Below are 22,359 nucleotides of genomic sequence, written 5' to 3' on the forward strand. Positions count from 1 at the left end.
TTGGAGGTTCTGCATCTGAGTTATAAGATCCCCTTTGGTCTTTTGCTATTATCTTATTTCGATAATCGGATTGGTAATCGCCAGAAGCTACTTCGCGGCCTACGCCACGATATACAGACTTATTGGGATATTGGTTATCTTATCGTCTCTTTTTCTTTCGAAAGCAGATATAAGGGATTAACTTAGTAAGGGTGGTTATTACTGTGATGATTTTTTTCAGTAAATTGTACTCAGAATATCTACTGATTCCACGACCTCTACGTTTGTTGTTTCTGTGGGGGTGGATTGTTTTGTTTTTTGTTGCTGGTATCAGATTCAGATGGTTCTACTTCCTAAATTAATCTGATTTCGAAAAATCCGTTCCCATGGGACATAAAAAAGAGCCGAGACGTCATAATGACGTCTTGGCTCTTCTTTTATGCTATCTGTTCATACCACTCTTTTTCGAGACAAACTTTACTTGATATTCAGAAATTCTTTAGAAAATCCCTCTCAAGTTCTTCAGAGTTTATCTCTACTATGGATACATTGATAAATCCGTATAGGAGTTGAGCATTTGAAGCTTTACAGTCCGTCCTCTACCAAATCAGCCTGGCTTTCCCTGCTTTGGCTTGCAGCCGTTCCAATCTTAAATATCTTCTATGGTGTACTAAATCGGTCTGGGGATCATGTCTATAGTCTTGCAACATCCCTGGATTCCATGATCCCTTTTATCCCGGCCTTTATCATTCCTTATGTATTATGGTACCCATTCATTACAGGTGCATTAATAGCACTTGCTTTTAAGGACAAGCGAACCTATTTTCAAACGCTCATTGCACTTTGCAGCGGTCTGGTGATCTCGTACATCTTCTTCGCTCTGTTCCAGACAGCGATTGAGCGCCCGAACATCCAGGGTGAGAAAGGCTTTCTTTTCACCATGGTTGATTACATCTACCGTAACGATCAACCATACAACTGTTTTCCGAGCATTCATGTGCTAACCAGTTATCTGATCCTTAGAGGAACACATGTATTTGGACGAGCGATATGGGCGATGACTTCCACCCTCTCCATTCTTATTATGATGTCTACCGTATTGGTGAAACAACATGTCGTCGTAGATATTGCAGGCGGCATTCTGGTGGGAGAGCTTTGTTTCCGTTTGACTGGAACAACCCTCCACGCTCTCTCATCACGTGTTAAATCAACTCGATTGGAGTGAGATAAACATTGACAGATTCCCCCTGGTTTTATCAAAAACATAGTATTCGTTTCCATATCCTTATCCGTTCTGGTTTGAGTTTTCTGATAGCCTTGCTCATGACCTTCATATGCACGCTTCCGCTTGCCGCAGTTCATCGTCTAGCCAAGTTGCATCTATTACAATTGCATCTGGCATACCTTGTTCTTATCCTTTTTACTACGTTTTTTGTGATATCTTTTTTCATTCTGACTCATCGCATCGTTAAGGAAATTGCCACTTTGGATCACGCGATAAGCATCATCTCGGGAGGAGACTTGAGCTATCGAGTGCCTTCACTGCAACTTGTTGAATTAAGAAAATTTTCGTCTCAACTTCATTCCATAGTGGAGCAATTACAAGAACAGATGATCGAAGAACATGAGTGCGAGACTGCCAAAAGGGAATGGATCGAAGGTTTATCGAATGAACTTTACGCACCCCTCAAAGGGATCATTCAAAATGTGGAGTTGTTAAAGACCAACTCAGTTACGAACCCGAAAGAATATAGACGAATTGTACAAGAAACATATACAGCTGCCTTTCAATTACGAAAGTTAATAAATAATCTAATCCAGCATGCCCGACTCTCTTCCCATGATACCCAGTTGAATTTAGAAGAAATGGAAGTCTGAATAGTTCTACCTGTTCAAGTCTTGCCAGTAAGTTGGCAAGGCTTTTTTCTCTTAAACGTAAGTTGTTTAGCTTTACTTATGTATTCTTTAGATTTTCTTCAGATTTATGCTCATTAATTCCTTAGTTTTTTTCATTAAGATTGCTATATCAACAAGAGAGGAGGCAAAACAATGATCAGTAATACGATCTTAGAGCTACTTCATCAGTATGGATATCTGATTTTTTATTTTGCCTTCTCATTAGGGCCTTTCGGGATTCCAATTCCAAATGAGATCACGATTATCAGCGGTGCCATTCTGAGTCACACAGGAGTTATCAATTCATGGATCACATACTTCTGTATTTTATCTGGACTATTAACGGCCATTACCTTTGCTTATTTTGCAGGGAAGTTATTTGGAAGCAAGATAAAACACAAGTTTCAACATCATAAATACTTCGTCAAGGCTGAACTGATTCTGAATAAGAGTGGCAATTGGGCGATGTGCATCGGTTTGTTCATTCCAATTGTGCGTTATGTTCTCCCTTTGCTTATTGGAATGAGCGGCGTGCAGTATCGGAAATTTGCTCTCATTTCATATTCCAGTGCTTTGTTATGGACCATCACCTATTTTACAGCAGGAACTTACTTCGGCGGTCCCATTCTATCTACGCTGCAATTATTCCATTTCTAACTGGTTTGATAACATACCATCACATATATGGAGGAACCACAAATATGAATTCTAATGAACCCATTTTATTTCTGAAAAGCTTTCTGCAAAGCCCAAAACATGTGGGCAGTATCATACCCAGTTCCCGATTTCTCGCCAGTAAAATGGTGAAGCAAGCCTCTTGGCTAGAGGCAAAAGCAGTCGCCGAGCTTGGATCGGGTACAGGTCCTATCACTCGCTATATTCATCAACAAGTACAGGATTCCACCAAAGTCCTATTGTTTGAGATGAACGAAACGATGAGGAATACTCTTAAGACGGCATACCCGGAGTTCTCCTGTTATCCAGACGCCGCTCGATTGGTAGAATCCATGAATCAAGAGGGCGTTCAGCAACTGGATTACATTTTTAGCGGATTGCCGTTTTTCAACTTTGAGCCTGAATTAAGAAATACGTTGGTAGACCAGATCTATAAGGCACTCAAACCTGGAGGATTATTCATCGCCTTTCAATATTCACTTCAAATGAAAAAAACATTATCCGAACACTTTATCATCGAAAAAATAGAATTAGTGCCTTTGAATATCCCACCTGCGTTCGTTTATGTCTGTCGCAAAAAGGAAACAATTTAAACATTCCGGACTATCGTTTACACTGATGTTATCCTAATTTTTAAGGAGTGTTGAATTATGAATACCGTTCTCGTTGTTGATGATGAACCCGATATCCGGGATGTCATTCATGTCTATTTACGTAACGAAGGATATCAGGTCATTGAAGCAGCCAATGGTGAGGAAGCACTAAATATTATCAAAACAACATCGGTCCAACTCGTAATACTGGATGTTATGATGCCCATCATGGACGGAATCAAAGCCTGCTTCAAAATAAGAGAAGTATCAGCCACTCCGATTATAATGCTATCCGCCAAGGAAGAAGACATTGATAAAATCACGGGCCTGACTACCGGGGCTGATGATTATATGGTCAAACCGTTTAATCCATTAGAGTTACTGGCTCGCGTTAAAGCTCAGTTACGACGTCAAACACTGATTGGCAAAGCCGAATTCAATTCACTTATCCTGATTAAAGACCTTGTCATTGATACAAATAAACATTCTGTGAAGCTCAAAGATAATGACATTTCGCTTACACCACTGGAGTTTTCCATTCTGGTGTTGCTTGCCAGCCATCCTGGACAAGTATTTAGCTCCGAGAAAATTTACGAAACCGTATGGAAAGAACCTTATGGGTATTCGGATAATACGGTGATGGTTCATATTCGTAACCTGCGAGAGAAATTGGAAGTAAATCCGCGGGAACCTCAGTACATTAAAACGGTATGGGGAGTGGGATATAAAATTGATTAAACTATTACCACAGTTTAAAAAAAAGATACAGATTAACATCCTATATCAAATGTTGATCAGTTTATTGATTTCGTTTGTTGGCTCTGTGGGTGTAAATAATATGTTGATCATAGCTGCCGCAAAAATTAGTGAAAGATTTGATTGGCCTTCGCTTCTCTACATCTTTCCTTATGTTCTAACACCAATCTTCATCGTAATTTTCACGTTAATTTTTTTGTTTTTCACACGAAAAATTGTGAGAGATCTCATTACATTAGAGCAAGGGCTTCAAATCATATCTGAAGGAAATTTGAATTACAGGGTGCCCGTTAATCGACAAGATGAACTTGGACGCGTTGCTTCCAACATTAATCACATGACAGAACAGTTAAAGCAACAGATTGCTAAAGAACGTGAATTGGAGCAATCAAGATGGACCTAATCACTGGCATCTCACATGACCTGCGTACACCGCTTACCAGCATAATTGGCTATATTGAGCTTCTCAAATCAGAATCATTTCAAGACAAAGCGGAGTATGACCGTTTCATCCAAAACACCTATAACAAAGCAACGCATTTGAAGAAGTTACTCGATGATTTATTTGAATATACGCGTCTTAACGAAGTGAACACCCAATTGGATTTAAAAAATGTTGACCTCTGTCAGCTATTGAACCAATTGTTGTTTGAATTCGAACCTTTAGCTCAGGAGCATGGGATTCGTATTGAAAAAACACTCGCTAATGCTCCAATCATGGTTTCCCTGGATAGTAATAAGATCGCTCGAGCCATCGACAATCTCCTCATGAATGCACTCAAGTATTCCTTTAAACCGGGCACGATTCATGTTCGAATGAGTGTGCAGCATAATCACGTTACCATTGAAGTAGAGAATAAAGGCATACCACTAACGATAGAACAAAAAAACAGATTGTTTGATCGCTTTTATAAGGTGGATTATTCGAGGAATAGCGAAGGTATTCAATCAGGATCCGGTCTGGGACTTTCTATTGCGAGAAACATTGCGGATTTACATCAGGGGACTTTAACACTAAAACATACGCGTAACGTATTTATATTCCAACTAAGCTTGCCTTCTAACATCCAGTGAAACATCAATAGCATTGATAATGGAGGATACAGCAATGAAAACATCCGAACCACTTCTATTCCTGCAAGGATTTCTGAGAAACCCCAAACGAGTAGGCAGTGTCCTCCCCAGCTCCAAATATTTGGCTAAGAAAATTGTCCAGTCTGTACGATGGGATGAGGTAAGAACCATTGCTGAGCTGGGGCCAGGAACAGGGGCCATCACCCGGCTCATAAGATCACAATTACCGAAATCGGCAACCGTGTTTTTATTTGAAAGAGACACCAAAATGAGAAGTAATCTGAAGAAAACATATCCTGAATTCATGTTCCATTCCAATGCATCTTATCTTTTAAAAAGGATCAACCAAGAACATGTGCATCAGTTGGATAGCATCGTTTGCGGACTGCCCTTTTTTAATTTTTCCAGAGAAATGAGACAAAACATCCTGTCACAGATCCATACAGCGCTCCGACCTGGAGGCACGTTAGTTTTATACCAGTACTCCCTTCATATGAGGAAACAATTAGCTGAGTTATTTGAGATGGAGAAAATTCAATTTGTGCCTTTCAGCTTCCCTCCTGTATTTGTGTATGTTTGTCGTAAAAGACAAGATGAAGGACACACTCTATAAATGTTTAATGTCCTGTCTTGTCCTGTGAGGATCTAATCATGCGGGTCATCATCTTACGCGGCAACAACCGCGGTATAAACGCGATGAATCGGTTTCGAGCACCAGGCATAATCAACGTCTTGCCACGCAAAAAGCCTCGATACCCTTCTTCGGCCACCTGTCCGGCTTCCATGATCGGGCCCTGCAACATCTTCGAGACACCCATACCCGAACGATCAACAAACCCCGTGGATGTCAGGCCTGGACACAGTGCCGTTACCGTAACGCCAGTTCCGCTTACTTCATTCTCCAAAGCCTCGGTGAACGATAGCACATATGCCTTTGTTGCATAATATACCGACATCATCGGTCCAGGGAAAAAACCTACCAACGAAGCCACATTCATCACACCACCGTGCCCACGTTGGATGATATCCGGCAAGAATAGCTTTGTCATGACGGTTAAAGCCGTTATATTCACGTCAATCATATTAACTTCTTGTTCCAGATCCGTTTCCATAAACGTCCCGAACAGACCGAAGCCTGCATTGTTGACAAGATAGTCAACAGCAATCCCCTTTTCCTTCAACTCATTATAAATCTCCTGTGGTACCCCAGGTGCTGCTACATCTTTGGCAATAACCGTCGCCTGAATGCCATACTTTTTCTGATACTCCTGAGCTAGATCCTGTATTTTACCCTTGCTTCGTGCTACCAGCACAATATGATGTCCACCTTTGGCAAACCGATCTGCTAACTCTTTACCGATCCCACCCGATACGCCTGTGATTAGAACTGTCTTTCTCATGTTGTTGCCTACCTCTCTTTTCTATAACATATGTTTCATCTGGAACATCAATATTAGAATGAACATTCTTTTAAAGTGAAAAAAATAGACTATCTTAGTATAAGATCCATGGATAGCATCGCTATACGAAGAAGTTTTTCCTTGGTCATCGAAGTCTTGGCCATCCCCCTTAACCCAATGCTTACGTTATGCAGATATTCCGCCAATACCTCGGCGTTGTACTCCGTTGTGAATTTACCTTCTTGCTGTCCCCACACCATAATGTCCTTGATTAGTTTCTCCGTATTTGCAAACATCTCCGTCGATCGGTGGTTCATGTCTTTATCCCGTGCCGCCAATTCTACCGTCGAATTGACAATGAAGCAGCCTGATGCTGGAGATTCCTCTCCATGAATTAAAGAAATAAATATAAACTGAAGTGCTTCCGTTGCCGTTTGAGAACGCTCTACACCTGCTGCAAGGGCGGAGCTGATTTTGTGATCATACAGATCTACTGTCTTTAGAAACAAGGTATGTTTGTCGCCAAATGTGTCATACAAGCTTTTACGATGAATTCCCATATGATTAACCAGATCCGTCATAGACGTCTTCTCATAGCCTTGTTCCCAAAAAAGTCTCATCGCTTTATCCAGTACAACAGACTCTTCGAACTCTTTGCTTCTCGCCATTGGCTTCCCTCCTGTTCAGAAAACGAACATTGAATAGCATAAGCATGATCTTAACGAGCCTTTAAAAGGTAACAATGACTTTGCCCTGGGAGTGACCCGTTGATACTTTGATCAATGCCTTTTCAATGTCATCAAACGTATACGTAGAATCGATCGAAGGTTTAATGTCTTCTTTTTCTACAAGAGAAGTGATTTCTTGCAATTGGATCCCACTGGAATGCACAAATAAAAAACGATATTCATTTTGATTCTTACGCGCTAAAGAATCCAGGCGTGCACCTACGAGACCAAACAATGCTCTTTTCCACAACGGGAATTGACTGTCCACTGCAAAGCGATAATTGGGTCCAGCCTTCAAAGAGACTAATTTCCCCTGTGGTTTCAAAATACTCAGTTCAGCTTTGATTTCGTTCGCACCCAAAGTGTCGATCACATAATCGATATTGGACAGAATATCAGCATACTGCTCGGTCTTATAATCAATGAATTGATCTGCTCCAATGGATAAACTACGTGCTCTGCCCCTTTCACTGCCACTTGTAATCACCGTTAATCCCATAGACTTGGCAATCGGGATAGCCATCGCACCGAATCCCCCGGTTCCGCCAGGAATAAACAACTTTTTATTCGATTCCGCTCGGAGCACATCATGCAATGCTTGATACGCGGTCAAGGCAGTAAGGGGTACTGCAGCAGCTTCGATAAAAGACAGATTTTCAGGCATCATGGATAAAGCATCCACATGTACAGCCGCATATTCAGCAAAAGCACCAATTTTATTCAGAGGTAACCTTGTATAAACCGAGTCCCCCACTTTAAAATTCAAAACATCATCACCGACAGCTTCAATAACACCCGATAATTCATTCCCTAAAGTTAAAGGTAACGTATAGTTGGCAATCATCCGAACACTGCCATTCATATTCAAGATATCCAGTGGATTTACACCCGCTGCTTTTACTCTGACAAGAACCTCATGGCTCTGAATCTGAGGTGTCGCAATATCATTAATTTCCACATGGATTTCTTTGGAGTATTTCTTTATTTGAGCTGCTCTCATCATTTATCCTCTTCCTTTGCTTATAGACTACATAAGTTGAACTAAAGATTATTTACACTGATACTACGATGACAGAACAACCTTCCAATCGCTGTTATCCCCAGATTTTTTTGATCCCCTTTCTAAAGGGAAAATCCGGTGATAAAGGCGAACGCTTCGCTTTTTCAGGTTCTTTCTGTCCTCTCCGTTAATGTGTAAATGATTAGTTCAACTTATGTAGGAACATGGCGCGCAGTATTCAGTTGTACGCCATGCTCCATGTTTTGTGCTAGTGCTGTCCCTCATGTGACTTTAATTCTTCCAACGTAGGATAATCCGTGTAGCCCTTACTTCCCAATCCAAAGAATGTTTTCGGATCTGCTTCATTGAGTGGCGCACCTTGTTGAAGTCGTTCCACCAAATCCGGATTGGCTAAAGACCATACACCCACTGGTACCAGATCAGCGAGACCACGATCTAGATCTACACTGAGATCCTCCAACGTTCTTCCAGCCCGATTGACCAACAATGGATTTTGCCAGATCGAACGAATGTCTTGGAGCAGTTGTTCATCTCCAAGATGCATAACATGAAGGTAAGCCAAATCCAATTGAACCAATTCTTTTACAAGATAGCGATAGAGTTGCGGACCTTGTTCGCCATCTTGAATTCCACCCAGCGGTGTGCCTGGTGAGATACGGAAGCCTGTCCGTTCTGCACCTATTTCCTCCACGATGGCTTTGGTTACTTCAATCGCAAAGCGAGTACGATTTTCAATAGATCCGCCATACTCATCTGTGCGTGTATTCGAATTTCCTCCTAAAAATTGATTGATCAAATAGCCATTGGCTCCATGAATTTCGACGCCATCTGCCCCCGCTTTGATCGCTGCGGCAGCTGCTTTTCGGAAATCGGAGATGGTCGTTTGAATATCCTCCTGACTCAATTCCCGGGGAACGGGGATATCCTGCATCCCTGTAGCCGTAAACATTTCTACACCCGGTGCGATTGCAGATGGAGCAACCGGTTGACGATGATGCGGGGTATTATCCGGATGTGACATGCGACCCGCATGCATTAATTGGATATATACATATCCGCCAGCTTCATGCACCGCATCCGTTACCTTTTTCCATCCATCAATATGCTTATCGGTGTAGATGCCCGGTGACCATAAGTAACCCTGTCCATCATCGGAAGGTTGCGTTCCTTCCGTAATCAGAAGTCCCATCGTTGCACGCTGAGCATAATAAAGTGCCGCCAACTCTCCAGGTGTACCATCTTCTTGTGCTCGACTGCGTGTCATAGGTGCCATCGCTAGTCGATGAGGCAATTCCATGTTGCCAATCTTTGTTTTACTCCAAATCTTTTCCAATGGGATGTACTCCTCTTCTTATTTGAGATTTTGTAGATGTATCCTCTAGATTCTGCTGTATTAATTCAATTCTGAAATCACCGGGTAGATTGCACCTGTCAGTTGGAACTCATAGTTCTGGTCTACAATTCCTACGACCACTTCATTGTGATCATACAGATCAATCATGAAGCTTGCCATTTCTTTAGCTGTATGGTATTTGGGCATATTCGCTTTGTAATCAAATCCCTCAGCATCTATTGATTTTTGTACAAATTCTGTTTCCGTGATCGCTGGTGCAAGCACCTTCGCTTTCAGTTTTGCACCTTTCAGTTCCAGTTCTTTGGCAAGACCTTCTGTGAAGGCACTAACGTAGTATTTAGATGCAGAATAAGCAACACTGCCTACAGCAATGGCATATCCAAGTGCGGATGAGACGTTAATCAATTGAGTACCTTCGACATTTGCATAATCTCGCACATACAATGTAGAGAGAATGGTCAAAGATTCAATGTTAACACGCAGCATGGTCTCCACTTTATCCAAATTCTGTTCAGCAATGAACGAGCCTTCTCCGAGCCCTGCATTATTGATCCAAGTCTCAATCTGATATTCCTTCAAATCGTTATATAGCGTGTACGCCTCTGCGCTAACAGACAGGTCGCTTGTATGAACGATAACATTTACTTTAGGGTCGATATCCTGAATAGTCGATTTAAGTTCTTCAAGCTTATCCAATCTTCTAGCTACCAAAATCAAGTTTTTACCCCGTGATGCAAATGCCAATGCTGTTTCATATCCAATTCCTGAACTTGCTCCTGTAATTACTGTGTATTTCATCATATTCTCTCCCTTATATTCTTTAGATTAGTGTAATTTTAGTTTTGAGAATGATCATTCTTTAATGTGTAAAAAAAAGTAGTTAGATCTAACTTGCTGTTAGCATATCATTTTTAGAACGAACAGTAAAGAATTATTTTATATGTAGAAAATATGCTTGGAACACACTTAAATAAGACTAAAATCACGATATATAAGCCATTTTTTATATCATAAATTAAGCAGAACTAACTTTTCTTTCATTGAATATTCTAATGTCAGGCCAATTGCCACAAGTATAACCATCAACCTTTCCTAGCTACGCTAATCTGAATTCGACATCATCCATCCCAGAAATTCTCCAAACGAATCGGATACCTTTTCAACCTCTTCAAATTCAGGCTCACATCCACGGACAATAGCTCCACTGTCGGTTGTTAAGTCAATGGCATAGAAGGAATATCCATCCTCCACAGACATTACGATCGGTAAGTGATGATCCCACCAAGCCGTTATCTCTGACTGCCAAATAGAATCACCCTCTGCTGCCTCCAAACTAAGCATTTCAAATTCATTCCATTGGAATGCGGTCTCCGTGCTATTGTTGAACTCAGCCTCACAAATAAACCAGGTTTGCTCATCCGGTGCAACGCATTTTTCAACTACATTTAGAAATTCTAAATATTCATCTGGAAGTCCTTTATATCTTGAAGTAATGCTGCTGTTTACATGTGACTGCGAACCGGATTTACTCATTATGTCCCAGCCCCTTTCCCCGGCCCAAGTCATAAATTCCCTAAAGAGAGTGTTTCCTTTTCCATTATTCATTTCCAAAATGAACACCTACCCATCAGCTTAAGAGATAGAAACTATATCACCTATTCGGGATTTGAATGGAAATTCCCTGCTGTGGTGCTTCAAATAGAAAGACAAAAAGACTGGAATTGATCGGATGATTAGCCGATTCAGTATTCAGCCGGTTTGAGAGTAGTTAATGGGAGATTGATGATAATTATTAATCGGGTGTTATAAAAATATTTTAAGAAGTAAAAATAAGACAGAACGCAAGGGACAAAGCTCAAAATATCAAAACTAAAGTCATCAATAAGCTCTGACTCTATTGCCAAAAATTCTTTAATTAACGAATTAGCTTTCCTTTGCTTCTCTAATGTTGAGCCAATCAATTTTAATGCAGATGTTTGAATTGAACCATTATAACGGCACAGGATTCTTTCTCTTAACGTTTCTTTATTACCCTGGGCTGCTCCCACATATAGACACACATCCGAGTATTCTTGTGAATTGTATTCCGAATCTTGATTCCATTTGGACTTTTTGAGTGATGAAGCACAGTTTAAAGAAACATTGAACCAAGAAGAGCTAGCTCAAATCAAGGATCTTGAACTCAGAGAAATCCGGACAAAATACTGGTTTCTAATACACGAAGCTTTTATAAATGAAAATAACATTACCGATGAAGCCCTGGAAGTTGTTATAACAAACTTAAGGCGTCAAGAAAAATCTGATATTAATGCATACATAAGCAGGAAAAATAGCGATCCATACTAGCGAGAATTAAACATTATTTTGAGGTGAGTTATATGAATAAATGTATGTATTATAAATATAGTTCAGAAAATCTCGAATACTCAAATCAAGAACACATCATTCCAGCGGGGTTACCGTTTATTTCTATGTCGTCCGCTAGTAAGGTTATAGAAAATCCACACCCCTAATTCAGGTGTGGATTTGTTAGATGTAAAATAATATGCCTTCTTGCCGCCGTCCGCGTCAATCACGGCACCGTTAACAAAACGGGAAGCCTAAATTCCCTCTTTCATACTAATAAATAATATTAGCTCGGGCAATCTTTCCAAGATGATAAGCGCTAGGCTTAGGAGTGCGCTCCTGTGTCTGCCGGTCTACTTCAATTAACCCGAAACGCTTGGAGAATCCAAGCTGCCATTCAAAATTATCAAGTAGTGACCAATGCAAGTACCCCTTAACTGGAATCCCGTCAGCAATACATGCAGCTACACCCTTTAAAGCCCGATCAATAAAAGCAACACGGCGTGTATCATCATCCGTAGCAACACCATTCTCCGTTACGATAATCGGCTTGTTCAGATGTTTCGAAGCACAACGAATAACATTCTCTAGAGCTTCGGGATAGAATTCGTAACCCATCTGGGTATGCTCTCTATCAGCCGGTACAGGGATGAGACCATCCGGTCCGTAGATCTCACGTGAATAGTTCTGTAAGGCCAGGAAATCATCGTCCTCCATATAAGGAAGGAATTGTAGAAATTCCTCATGTAATTCATGAGCAGCCTGTTCTTCTCCACCAGGGACGGACTGAAAATCAAAGAGCGACATGCTTAATCCGATTTTAGTGTTCGGACTAACCTGCCGGATAGCCGCCCTTGCCTCCACATGCGATTGGAAGATGATGTGCAGGCCTTTTTCGGAACGTGGTGACAGGAAGGTATGCACCTCCATGGGTGGTATACCAAATGCTTTGGACAATTCAGCATAGTAGTCCCGCATTTGTTCTTGAAAATCCATGTTCATGCCAAGTTGTACTGCTGCAGATCCCCCCTGCTGATACTGCTTCATAACTTTTGCAATTCCAATAGAAATATTTGCCTCATTGATTGTACATACATAAGGAATCTGATCTCCTAATTGGCTCATGACATGAGCACAATAACGTGCAAACCTTGCTGGCGTACCTTCAGATTCCCAACCTCCGGCGCTAATAAGCCATTGCGGGGAGGTGAAATGATGAAGCGTTACGACCGGGGTTACATTCAAGTTGCTGCAAGTTCTTAATACATCCCGGTAATGTTCCATGGCTGCTTCATCGAATTGGCCTTCCTCCGGTTCAATCCGGGCCCACTCGATGGAAAAGCGATACGAATTGAGGCCAAGTGCAGCTAAACGTTCAATATCCTCTCTGTAGAGTCGATAATGATTTACTGCAATTCCTGATGGCTCCTTGTACATCGTGCCATTCAGGTTTTCCATCACCCAGCTATCGCTATTTGTGTTAGTACCTTCTACTTGGTGGGCGGCTGTTGAAGCCCCCCATAAAAATTGGTCTGGGAATTGATATTGCATGGTTAACTTTTTACTATTATCGCTCATAATATAGCTCCTCGTGAATCTAATTGAGATAACTCTTCCCGCGACAGGCGGCTCCCGCCCATTGCTATGATCGTCCTTAGTAGGTAATGTCTCATATCAAAACCTCCCTATTTACAAACTTCAATTTTCGCAGTTTTTGTCGCACAGCCCTCAGCCTCAACCCTCATCTCAATACTTCCGGTCTCAGTAGGACGAATGACAGCCAAGACTCTTCCATCGTAGGTAAAGTGCGTAGAATTTACATAGCTTTCTTCATTTTTGGGATTCGCGCTCCCCAGACCCTGAAGGATTCCCGCACCATTTACGGTGATGGATACTTTCCGGTCGGCAAGGGGTTTCACCACTCCTTTATCATCCACGAGCGAAATCGTAACAAAGGCCAGGTCAGTATCATCTGCCTTAATTTGCTTGCGGTCAATCTCAAGCTGGACGTTCACTTCGCTCTCAGCCGAAACCAGGGTCATACGTCCGGTTTCCTTTCCATCCGAATAGGCGATTGCCACCACTTCACCGTGTTGGTATACGGTATCAAACAATGCTTTAAAGTCATGCGCTTCACCGGCGTCTGCCTTGCCAACTGATTTTCCATTGATCAACAATTCAACTTCCGTCGCGTCAGAGTATACCTCTACCTTAACAGGCTTACCCTCAAAGCCCTCCCAGCTCCAACTGGAAACGGCGTCACTCCAGCTCCAAGGCATCATTGTAGGCTGCTCACCGTAATGTGCAGGACGCTGAACGGCAATATACGGCTCTTTGCGCAATCCGAAGACAATTTCACGATAATAAGAAACAGGAAGACGATGACCCGTAATGTCGATATCGCCACAATGTGCTGTCAGCCATGGAAATGCTCCGGACGCCCCAAGCCCTCGGCTGACCTCTCCATATTCAACCCTGCCAAGACCTGATTCCCCTAGATAATCCCATCCTGTCCAAGTGAAATCACCAATGACGTGTCCATTTTCTTGCACTAACTTCCAGTTATTGGCGATATCTTTAGGGAAGGTTTCACTTCCGCAGATCACCCGGTTCGGATAAAATTCTTTATCAGGTACATAGCAATTGTCCGCATAGTTATATCCCGCGATATCCACCGCCGCAAAGGATTCAGCTGTTGCATTCTTAACAAATTCCAAACCTTGCACGTATTTAATCATATCGCCGGCAGAGGCCATGGCCGAATTGACATCACCTGAGGGTTGGCTGCTCATGATATCCTTCAATTTATCCATGACAGAAACAAAGCCGTTAATCGAGTTAATTACATATCTTGTGCTATCCATACGGCGAATCTTCTCTGCAAGCTTTCTGCCCCATGCCGCACCATTGGCACTCCCTGTCTCTTTGATCTCATTTCCAATGGAATACATGATCACACTTGGATGGTTAAAATCCTTATTCACCATAGCTTCGATATCCCGTTCCCACCATACAGGGAAATTCAAGGCATAATCGAAATCTGATTTCGTGTTCGTCCATATATCGAAACTTTCATCCATGACCAGCATACCCAGACGGTCACATGCATCCAGCATGGCCTTACTCAAAGGCTGATGCGAGCTACGAATGGCATTAAATCCGGCTTCTTTCAAAATCTCAATGCGGCGTTCCTCAGCACGGCCGATCGTGGCTGCTCCAATCACACCATTGTCATGATGGATACAAGCTCCGCGGAGCTTTACAATTTCTCCATTGATCGATAGACCTTGTTCAGCATTTAAAGAGAGAGAACGGATTCCAAATGTACTCATCTCCTCATCCAGAATGTTGTCCCCATCCATTACTCTGCTGTTGCAGGTGTATAGATACGACGTCTCTACACTCCACAGCTTTGGCAGCTTTACAACCAGGCGCTGGCGCATTGTTGTAACTTCTCCCGCAAAAACAGTTAATGGGGAATGGTCAAAAGCTACTACGTTGCCCTCAGCATCCAGGATTTCCGTGGATATCCGGGTCGTTTGCGGATTCACACCCTCATTCTCTACAAACGTTGCCACGTTCACAATAGCATACTCGTTAGAAATTTCAGGTGTTGTAATTTGAAGGCCATCCACTTGGAAATGCACCAGATTCGCTACCATCATTTTTGTATCACGGTAGATCCCTGTTCCTGTATACCATCGTGAATCGTCACTGCTCTTGGTAACCACTTTAATCTCATTGTCTTCCCCATATTTCAGAAATCGATCTGCTTTGATATAGAAACTGGAATACCCGTAAGGATGCTGTCCTGCGAAGTCCCCGTTGATGTATACCATGGCGTTCATATATACACCTTCGAATTCAATGGTGATTCTCTTCTCCTTATAGGTCTCTGGTACATGAAATTTCTTTACATAATCGTAAGTTCCATCAGGAAAATATCCCTTTTTGCCTCCACTCACGGCATTCTCACTTCTTAACTTAGAGATCATAGCATCATGGGGCAAAGTAACCTGCTCCGGCATTTGATCTGGAGCCATGTTAAAGAATCCACTATTCGGACCAACGGTCCAGCCCTCATTGAAAGAAACTCGAATCATATTTCACAACACCTTTCGTGATTATAAACTGCATAAATAGGTACTACTGTTATTTTAAAAAACAATAACAGAATAATATTTCATTTGTGTACCTTATAATATATATTGGTAACACATTGAAAGGGGTTACAGATAAATCAAAATCATGCCATAACAATAGATAGCATTGCATATTTGTAACTTGGATTATAAGATTGTATTATCTTTTAAAAAGGGGTATCATCTATGATCGACATTAACGTATTCTGTGAAAATCTATATGCTTCTTCCTATATCCCTCTTTATTTATATAATGATATGGAATTGACTGCGAGCTACCCGGAGCAGAATCTGAATACCTTACCACCCTCCTCCTACCTGTCCAAACTGTTGGAATCAGACAAGCCGGCAACCTATACTTTAACCCAGTTTTATTCCTATTACGGATGCCTCCGGTTGAAAGACAGTAACGCCTGTATCGTCATCGGCCCTGTCAACGACTTCCCTTATTCTTCCGATTCACTGTTAGCCATGAGTAAGGAGTTTTCCATTGCAAAATCCGATATTGATGATTTTGCTGAGTTTTTCCGGAACATTCCTACACAGAATCTGGATAATTTCATTAAGACACTGATATTTCTCCATTACGCCTTGAACCATACCCAGCTTACTAGACAAGAGGTTGAGCATGCGGCAGATCACCAGACAGATAAGCCCATAGATCAGAAGTATACAGAGCGATCTTATGAGGCGAAAGAAGAAGGACTCTTATATAACAACTATGCTATTGAACAAGAATTGGTCCGTTTCATTGAAACAGGAAATGTCGAAGGCTTGAAAAAAATTTCAAGCCGGGCCAGAAACTTAAAGCTTGGCACCATTGCTCATAACAATCTCAGACAATGGAAGAATACATTCATAGTAGCCGTCACTCTATCCTCCCGTGCGGCCATGAAGGGCGGCCTTACACCCAGCCTTGCTTACCAGCTCTCCAATATATATATGCAGCAGGCGGAACGATTAACGGATGCGGAAGATGTGAAATCACTTTTAGCCCAAGTCCAGATGGACTATACGAACCGTGTTGCTAATTCTATCGTTCCCATCACGGCAGACAAAGTTCTCCATCAGGTCGTACAATATGTCCGTGAGAATACCAACAGGAATTTAACCGTTGCTGAAATAGCTGATTACGTAGGCTTCAGCCGCCCTTCCCTTTCACGGAAAGTGAAAAAGGAGCTTGGCTTTGACCTGAGTACTTTTATTAAGAATTGCAAGTTAGAAGAGGCCAAGGACTTATTGGCATTTACGGATAAAAGTCTCAGTGAAATCAGTAATTATCTCAGCTTCTCAAGCCAAAGCCACTTCCAGAAATCGTTCAAAGATCAATATGGCATCCCGCCTCGCGCTTACCGGAAGTCTGTGCATTAGAAAGTAGCAGCACAAAAAATAAGCCCATCAGGAGAAATGAGCTGCTATAGCACATTCTCCCTGCCGGGACGTTATAATATCAATCCTATTCGTTCTTTGCGAATTCCGAGAAGTTGTACCATTGCGTTATACATACGAATCACTTCTCCTTGTGAGCTGAGTATTTGATGTTCATTTGCTCTAATATTTCGTTGATAGGTTGGCCATCAAGCTCTGGAACAAAGGCCGTCATGATCGATATAGGCTGGATCATTAATGCTGAGTCGTTATTTCCAAGCTGCATACCCGCTGCAAGCGCCTCTTCCTGGACTAAGCCGGTTCGCACCATTCCTTCTGCCATCTTGCCAAAGTTCGCTTCCCAAAAGGTTTTACCAATCGGATGACGTATAAAGTCCTTTATAGGTGTGAACATTGTGTATTCCATTCCTTCGGGGTTCTCTTTCCCTTCGATATGCAATGTGGTTTCTTGTGCAATCGAATAAGAGGAATACCCAATTTGCACAGTGTATTCACCTGTTTCTACTGCCCAGTCTTGCGCAGCCATGTTCCAATAAGCAAAATCCCGCTTACCCAGTGTAAAGGTCACCGTTTTCATTTCCCGTGGGTTCAGTTCAATTTTCTCAAAGCCCTTTAATTCACGTACCGGGCGGATGATCCCCCCTTTATGAGGTGCGATATATAACTGTACTACTTCTTTCCCTGTCATACTTCCAGTGTTAGTTACGTCAACCGAGACAGTTACCGTATCATCTTCCGTCATGTTTGTTGTACTAACCCTTAGGTTACTGTACGAAAAAGTCGTATAGGACAACCCATGACCGAATGGAAACAGCACGTCCATCTTTTTGCTCTCATAATAACGGTATCCAACAAACATCCGTTCACTGTAATCCACTACCCCATTTTCCCCCGGAAAAAATAGATAGGAAGGGTTGTCCTCCAGACGAACCGGGAACGATTCCGGTATCCGTCCAGAGGGATTCTCCTCACCAAACAACACCTGGACTGTTGCTTCGCCGACCGCTTGCCCCCCGAGGTATACTTCGAGAATGGCTTTCGGTGCTTTAACCCATGGCATTTCCACAGGCGAGCCGTTATGCAGCACAACAACAGTATTGGGCTGGGCAGCACTTACAGCAGCAATCAGTTCATTATGATTGTGTGGCATCCGCATGTCACCACGGTCGAAACCTTCCGATTCCATCGCATCCGGCAATCCGGCAAAGATTACAGCAACGTCTGCATCCTTGGCTGCAGCAACTGCTTCCTGGACTAAATTCGCATCCGGCTCCAAACTGTCCAAGTGATAACCTTGAGCATAGGTTAAGTTACCAGACATGAGTTGAGAAGCAGCATCGAAAGCATTTGTAACTTTATAACTGTTAATATGACTGGAACCACCGCCTTGATAGCGGGGCGCCTTGGCAAACGCACCTATAAATGCAATTTTTGCATTCTTCTTTAGCGGTAATACATTATTGTCGTTTTTCAAAAGCACCATTGATTCAGCTGAGATCTTACGCGCCAATGCATGGTCGCTGTCGTAATCAAAGGTAACATCTTCTTTACGGTTATCCATTGATTTAAAGACAAGCTCCAATAAATGAATGCAGGCTCTGTCCAGTTCACTTTCCGATAGCTCACCTTCCTGCACAGCCTTTACAATCTCCTGATCTGTTTTGGTAGCTGAAGGCATTGTAAGATCGGTTCCTGCGGCCACGGCTTTGACCCGGTTGTGCGTCGCTCCCCAATCACTGACAACAAGACCCTCAAACCCCCATTCCTCACGTAACAAATCGGTGAGGTATTGTTTGTTTTCTGTAGAGTACGTGCCGCCAATTTTATTATAAGAAGCCATAATGGTCCACGGCTGGGATTGCTTGACTACCCGTTCAAATGCCGGCAAATAGATCTCACGCATGGTACGCTCATCCATTTCAGAAGAAGCGTCCATGCGGCGGTACTCCTGATTGTTGGCGAAGAAATGCTTAAGGCTTGTGCCTACACCCTGGCTTTGAACACCATTTACAAATGCAGCACCAAGTTCTCCGGAGAGCATAGGGTCTTCGCTGAAGTACTCAAAGTTACGGCCACAAAGCGGACTGCGTTTAATATTGATACCAGGTCCAAGCAGCACCTGCACATCCATCGCCTGAGCCTCTCTCCCTAAAGCCTCCCCCATGCTACTCAGCAACGCTCGGTCAAAGCTGGCTGCAGTGGCACACCCTGCCGGGAAGCAGACTGCTGGCTTACTATTATTTGTACCAGGCTGATCATCAAACGTCCGTAGACCATGAGGTCCATCACTTGTACGGATGGAAGGGATGTTTAACCGCTCTACCGCTTTTGTCAACCAATCGTCTTTTCCGGAACACATTCCCGCTTTTTCTTCAAGCGTCAATGTACCGACCAGTGTTTCGATATTCATTCTTTTACCTCCTGATTCATACTTTTACTCTTGTTGATCATCTTCCGTATTGTTTCCCGATACCTACACCAGTTCGAAAGCAACTTCCATTACATCAACTGAATTTGAGCCAATATAAAGTTTGAACTCTCCGAGCTCTGCTTCGTATCTATGATTGCCTGTGTAGTAGATCAAATCTTGCTCCGAAATTTGGAATTCTACCATTTGGCTTTGACCCGACTCCAGCCGGATAGAGCGGAAGTTTTTAAGTTCTTTGACCGGACGAACGGTGCTGCCGTATAGATCTTGAATATAAAGCTGTACAATTTCTTCACCGGCATAATGTCCCGTATTTGTCACTGTCACGCTCGCATGAAGTACTTCTTTCCGGGTCATCTTTGGTAAGTCTATATGGAGATTCGAGTATTCAAATTTGGAATAACTAAGTCCGTATCCGAACGGGTATAACGGATCATTAGGACAATCAATATATTTTGAGATATATTTCTGATCCCGAGTTACATTCGTCACTGGACGTCCAGTTTTAAAATGATTGTAATACACCGGCACTTGTCCTACGTTCTGTGGAAAGCTCATTGTGAGTTTACCAGATGGATTGTAGTCACCAAATAAAACTTCGGCTATGGCATGACCTGCCTGGGAACCCAAAAACCACGTTTCAACAATCGCATCCGTATGCTGTTCAAACCAATTAAGCGCAAGAGGCCTACCGTTAGTTAATACCAGAACAACTGGCTTTCCTGTTGCTACAACCGCTTCAGCCAATTTCATCTGAACCGCTGGGAGTGTAATATCCGTCCGCGAAGCTGCTTCTCCACTCATATCGCTGTGTTCACCTAATGCGAGAACAATGACATCTGACTCCTTGGCAGCCATAATGGCTTCCTCGATACCGTTCTCAATACCAGCCTCTACACCGCATCCCTGCACGTATTTCAGCTGGCTCTTGTCCAACCCTTTAGCCGATATCCCTTGTAATAAGGATATGGTCTCGTAAGCATATTGGGAGAATTGCCAAGGTCCAAGCAAATCTCTGCTCGCACCAAAAGGCCCAATTACTGCAACCTTTTGTTCTCTTTCCAGAGGGAGCACTCCGTTATTTTTGAGCATTACAACCGATTTACGAGCTAATTCTCTACTCTTCTCCAAATGATCTGGATGAAGATGGAGTTGAGCTTCTTTCTCTGGCTGGATATAACGATAGGGATCATCCATAATTCCTATTTTATATTTGTAAGTTAGAATCCGACGAACAGCGTCATCAAGTTGTTCCTCTTTAATAGTACCAGCTTCTACTAGGCGAGGGAGCTCATCAGCATACGCTCTTGTGACCATCTCAATATCCATCGTAGCATTGATGGCCATAGCAGCCGCTTCTCTTTTATCCCGGGCTGCTCCATGAATCTGTATTTCTTCCACGGAACCATAATCCGAAATTAACATTCCCTCAAATCCAAGCTCTTCACGCAGCAACTCACGAAGCAAGAATGAATTCCCGGCTACAGGCACACCTTGATAAATATTGAAGGCATTCATCACTGAACCCGCCCCTGCCTCTATACCCGCTTGGAATGCTGGCAAATGGAAATTCCGGAGTGTGCCCTCGGAGATATCCACAGTATTGTAGTCGCGTCCTCCTTCAGTCCCTCCGTAGCCAATAAAATGCTTCAGGCAAGCAATCAAGGTTTCGTCGCTAAACAAACTATCTCCTTGAAATCCCTCAACCTGAGCCTTAGCGATTTGAGCTCCAAGGTATGGATCTTCTCCCGCTCCTTCTACGACACGTCCCCAACGTGGATCCCTGGTCAAATCAACCATAGGACCGTGATTATAAGTATTGCCAGAAGCTGTCGCTTCCTTTGCTGCAATGGAACAAGCATCTTTAATTAAATCCATGTCCCAACTGCATGACCATGCCAGCGGAACAGGAAAAATAGTCTGAAATCCATTAATAATATCCGCGTTGAAGAATAACGGAATTTTATGAGGAGACTGTTCTACCGCAATCTTCTGCAGCTCATATATACGCTTTAGATCAAATGCTCCAAGAATAGAGCCTGTTTTTCCTTCTGCAACTAATACTTCAGGTGGTGCAGATTCCACATCACCGCCAAAAGAGTGATTGGACGATAAACACTGGCTCATTTGCCCAATTTTATCTTCTAGAGACATCTTGCTTAGCAGCTTATCAACTTCTTCTTTTATCTCCGCATCTGTTCGGGGACTTAGATCAGATTTACGGATCTTTTCCGCTAGAGCTGTGAACTCTTCGGACAGAGCGGTTCCTCTACCTTTTTCACCAATCAGCTCAAGTTCTTGACCCATCATATTTAATTTTCCGGTAAAAGAGTTTTCTTCAAAATATAAATCGAACGTAAGGATACCAGGCGCATATTTATTATGTCCCTTAGCAAAAAGATGATTTCCCTCTATAACCGTCTCATCTATCTCAACCATAGGGACGGGCTCAGACCAGACACGGAGCTGCAATTCGTTCAGGTCCTCAATTTGAAAGATAAATTTCATACTAGCTAGTTCCGTTTCAATTTTACTGTTCCAAATTCCAATCATCACAATACCCCTCTCTGGGCTTATC

The 22,359-nt window shown here is 42.6% G+C and carries 21 protein-coding genes; 10 read left to right on the top strand and 11 right to left on the bottom strand.

Annotated features, from left to right (window positions below):
• Positions 1-556: 556 nt before the first annotated feature.
• From BS614_RS28680 to BS614_RS28710, 8 genes are all read left to right on the top strand, one after another.
• A complete protein-coding gene (locus BS614_RS28680; RefSeq protein WP_074096401.1) occupies positions 557-1,204 on the top strand; it encodes a phosphatase PAP2 family protein in 648 nt (215 codons plus the stop codon).
• A 296-nt stretch (positions 1,205-1,500) separates the two neighbouring features.
• Positions 1,501-1,857 carry a histidine kinase dimerization/phospho-acceptor domain-containing protein gene (locus BS614_RS31890; protein ID WP_167544433.1) on the top strand — a complete coding sequence of 119 codons (357 nt, stop codon included), beginning with the start codon at positions 1,501-1,503 and terminating at the stop codon, positions 1,855-1,857.
• Positions 1,858-2,028: 171 nt separating this feature from the next.
• Entirely contained in the window at positions 2,029-2,532 is a 504-nt protein-coding gene (locus tag BS614_RS28690; RefSeq protein WP_074096403.1) for a DedA family protein, read from the top strand.
• Between the two features lie 44 nt (positions 2,533-2,576).
• Positions 2,577-3,143: a class I SAM-dependent methyltransferase gene (locus tag BS614_RS28695; RefSeq protein ID WP_074096404.1), complete on the top strand. Its 567-nt coding sequence runs from the start codon at positions 2,577-2,579 to the stop codon at positions 3,141-3,143.
• Between the two features lie 57 nt (positions 3,144-3,200).
• Positions 3,201-3,881: a response regulator transcription factor gene (locus BS614_RS28700; RefSeq protein WP_074096405.1), complete on the top strand. Its 681-nt coding sequence runs from the start codon at positions 3,201-3,203 to the stop codon at positions 3,879-3,881.
• Entirely contained in the window at positions 3,874-4,302 is a 429-nt protein-coding gene (locus BS614_RS32495) for a HAMP domain-containing protein (RefSeq protein WP_342351879.1), read from the top strand. The genes BS614_RS28700 and BS614_RS32495 overlap by 8 nt, the downstream gene beginning before the upstream one ends.
• Complete coding sequence (locus tag BS614_RS28705; RefSeq protein ID WP_342351880.1) at positions 4,293-4,973, top strand: sensor histidine kinase; 681 nt, start codon at positions 4,293-4,295, stop codon at positions 4,971-4,973. The genes BS614_RS32495 and BS614_RS28705 overlap by 10 nt, the downstream gene beginning before the upstream one ends.
• A 34-nt stretch (positions 4,974-5,007) precedes the next feature.
• Positions 5,008-5,586, top strand: coding sequence for a class I SAM-dependent methyltransferase (locus BS614_RS28710; protein WP_074096406.1), 579 nt, complete (start codon positions 5,008-5,010; stop codon positions 5,584-5,586).
• A 4-nt stretch (positions 5,587-5,590) separates the two neighbouring features.
• Here the strand turns inward: BS614_RS28710 and BS614_RS28715 are convergent, their stop codons facing one another.
• The 7 genes from BS614_RS28715 to BS614_RS31690 all read right to left on the bottom strand — a co-directional run bounded on the left by BS614_RS28715 (position 5,591) and on the right by BS614_RS31690 (position 11,524).
• A complete protein-coding gene (locus BS614_RS28715) occupies positions 5,591-6,373 on the bottom strand; it encodes an SDR family NAD(P)-dependent oxidoreductase (RefSeq protein WP_074096407.1) in 783 nt (260 codons plus the stop codon).
• Positions 6,374-6,462: 89 nt separating this feature from the next.
• The gene (locus BS614_RS28720) at positions 6,463-7,041 is read right to left on the bottom strand and encodes a TetR/AcrR family transcriptional regulator (protein WP_074096408.1); all 579 of its coding nucleotides are present in this window, start codon (positions 7,039-7,041) and stop codon (positions 6,463-6,465) included.
• 61 nt (positions 7,042-7,102) lie between these two features.
• Positions 7,103-8,101 carry an NADP-dependent oxidoreductase gene (locus BS614_RS28725; RefSeq protein ID WP_074096409.1) on the bottom strand — a complete coding sequence of 333 codons (999 nt, stop codon included), beginning with the start codon at positions 8,099-8,101 and terminating at the stop codon, positions 7,103-7,105.
• Between the two features lie 268 nt (positions 8,102-8,369).
• Positions 8,370-9,455: an alkene reductase gene (locus BS614_RS28730; protein ID WP_084174806.1), complete on the bottom strand. Its 1,086-nt coding sequence runs from the start codon at positions 9,453-9,455 to the stop codon at positions 8,370-8,372.
• 60 nt (positions 9,456-9,515) lie between these two features.
• The gene (locus BS614_RS28735; protein WP_074096410.1) at positions 9,516-10,274 is read right to left on the bottom strand and encodes an SDR family NAD(P)-dependent oxidoreductase; all 759 of its coding nucleotides are present in this window, start codon (positions 10,272-10,274) and stop codon (positions 9,516-9,518) included.
• A gap of 303 nt (positions 10,275-10,577) precedes the next feature.
• Complete coding sequence (locus BS614_RS28740) at positions 10,578-11,009, bottom strand: SMI1/KNR4 family protein (RefSeq protein ID WP_244898221.1); 432 nt, start codon at positions 11,007-11,009, stop codon at positions 10,578-10,580.
• A gap of 209 nt (positions 11,010-11,218) precedes the next feature.
• Positions 11,219-11,524: a hypothetical protein gene (locus tag BS614_RS31690; protein ID WP_157116246.1), complete on the bottom strand. Its 306-nt coding sequence runs from the start codon at positions 11,522-11,524 to the stop codon at positions 11,219-11,221.
• A 64-nt stretch (positions 11,525-11,588) separates the two neighbouring features.
• Between BS614_RS31690 and BS614_RS28745 the strand changes: the two genes are divergently transcribed.
• A complete protein-coding gene (locus tag BS614_RS28745) occupies positions 11,589-11,822 on the top strand; it encodes a hypothetical protein (RefSeq protein ID WP_244898222.1) in 234 nt (77 codons plus the stop codon).
• A gap of 273 nt (positions 11,823-12,095) precedes the next feature.
• Here BS614_RS28745 and BS614_RS28750 read toward each other — a convergent pair whose 3' ends face one another.
• Positions 12,096-13,400 (bottom strand): glycoside hydrolase family 1 protein, encoded by a 1,305-nt coding sequence (locus BS614_RS28750; protein ID WP_244898223.1) that lies wholly within the window; start codon positions 13,398-13,400, stop codon positions 12,096-12,098.
• A gap of 107 nt (positions 13,401-13,507) precedes the next feature.
• Positions 13,508-15,925, bottom strand: coding sequence for a glycoside hydrolase family 2 TIM barrel-domain containing protein (locus BS614_RS28755; protein ID WP_074096413.1), 2,418 nt, complete (start codon positions 15,923-15,925; stop codon positions 13,508-13,510).
• A gap of 225 nt (positions 15,926-16,150) precedes the next feature.
• Here BS614_RS28755 and BS614_RS28760 point away from each other — a divergent pair, with 225 nt between their 5' ends.
• Entirely contained in the window at positions 16,151-17,335 is a 1,185-nt protein-coding gene (locus BS614_RS28760) for an AraC family transcriptional regulator (protein ID WP_074096414.1), read from the top strand.
• A gap of 139 nt (positions 17,336-17,474) precedes the next feature.
• Here BS614_RS28760 and BS614_RS28765 read toward each other — a convergent pair whose 3' ends face one another.
• Positions 17,475-19,763: a glycoside hydrolase family 3 C-terminal domain-containing protein gene (locus tag BS614_RS28765; RefSeq protein ID WP_074096415.1), complete on the bottom strand. Its 2,289-nt coding sequence runs from the start codon at positions 19,761-19,763 to the stop codon at positions 17,475-17,477.
• Positions 19,764-19,826: 63 nt separating this feature from the next.
• Positions 19,827-22,334, bottom strand: a complete 2,508-nt coding sequence (locus BS614_RS28770; protein ID WP_084174808.1) for a glycoside hydrolase family 3 N-terminal domain-containing protein — start codon at positions 22,332-22,334, stop codon at positions 19,827-19,829.
• Between the last annotated feature and the right edge of the window lie 25 nt (positions 22,335-22,359).

The organism is Paenibacillus xylanexedens (assembly GCF_001908275.1).
Taxonomy (GTDB): domain Bacteria; phylum Bacillota; class Bacilli; order Paenibacillales; family Paenibacillaceae; genus Paenibacillus; species Paenibacillus xylanexedens_A.

What these genes read in the sequence shown, in the direction of transcription:
- BS614_RS28690 (WP_074096403.1), top strand. Translation starts at nt 2,029, where the DNA reads ATGATCAGTAATACGATCTTAGAGCTACTTCATCAGTATGGATATCTG.
- BS614_RS28695 (WP_074096404.1), top strand. Translation starts at nt 2,577, where the DNA reads ATGAATTCTAATGAACCCATTTTATTTCTGAAAAGCTTTCTGCAAAGC.
- BS614_RS28700 (WP_074096405.1), top strand. Translation starts at nt 3,201, where the DNA reads ATGAATACCGTTCTCGTTGTTGATGATGAACCCGATATCCGGGATGTC.
- BS614_RS28705 (WP_342351880.1), top strand. Translation starts at nt 4,293, where the DNA reads ATGGACCTAATCACTGGCATCTCACATGACCTGCGTACACCGCTTACC.
- BS614_RS28710 (WP_074096406.1), top strand. Translation starts at nt 5,008, where the DNA reads ATGAAAACATCCGAACCACTTCTATTCCTGCAAGGATTTCTGAGAAAC.
- BS614_RS28715 (WP_074096407.1), bottom strand. Translation starts at nt 6,373, where the DNA reads ATGAGAAAGACAGTTCTAATCACAGGCGTATCGGGTGGGATCGGTAAA.
- BS614_RS28720 (WP_074096408.1), bottom strand. Translation starts at nt 7,041, where the DNA reads ATGGCGAGAAGCAAAGAGTTCGAAGAGTCTGTTGTACTGGATAAAGCG.
- BS614_RS28725 (WP_074096409.1), bottom strand. Translation starts at nt 8,101, where the DNA reads ATGAGAGCAGCTCAAATAAAGAAATACTCCAAAGAAATCCATGTGGAA.
- BS614_RS28735 (WP_074096410.1), bottom strand. Translation starts at nt 10,274, where the DNA reads ATGAAATACACAGTAATTACAGGAGCAAGTTCAGGAATTGGATATGAA.
- BS614_RS28740 (WP_244898221.1), bottom strand. Translation starts at nt 11,009, where the DNA reads ATGAGTAAATCCGGTTCGCAGTCACATGTAAACAGCAGCATTACTTCA.
- BS614_RS28750 (WP_244898223.1), bottom strand. Translation starts at nt 13,400, where the DNA reads ATGAGCGATAATAGTAAAAAGTTAACCATGCAATATCAATTCCCAGAC.
- BS614_RS28755 (WP_074096413.1), bottom strand. Translation starts at nt 15,925, where the DNA reads ATGATTCGAGTTTCTTTCAATGAGGGCTGGACCGTTGGTCCGAATAGT.
- BS614_RS28760 (WP_074096414.1), top strand. Translation starts at nt 16,151, where the DNA reads ATGATCGACATTAACGTATTCTGTGAAAATCTATATGCTTCTTCCTAT.
- BS614_RS28765 (WP_074096415.1), bottom strand. Translation starts at nt 19,763, where the DNA reads ATGAATATCGAAACACTGGTCGGTACATTGACGCTTGAAGAAAAAGCG.
- BS614_RS28770 (WP_084174808.1), bottom strand. Translation starts at nt 22,334, where the DNA reads ATGATTGGAATTTGGAACAGTAAAATTGAAACGGAACTAGCTAGTATG.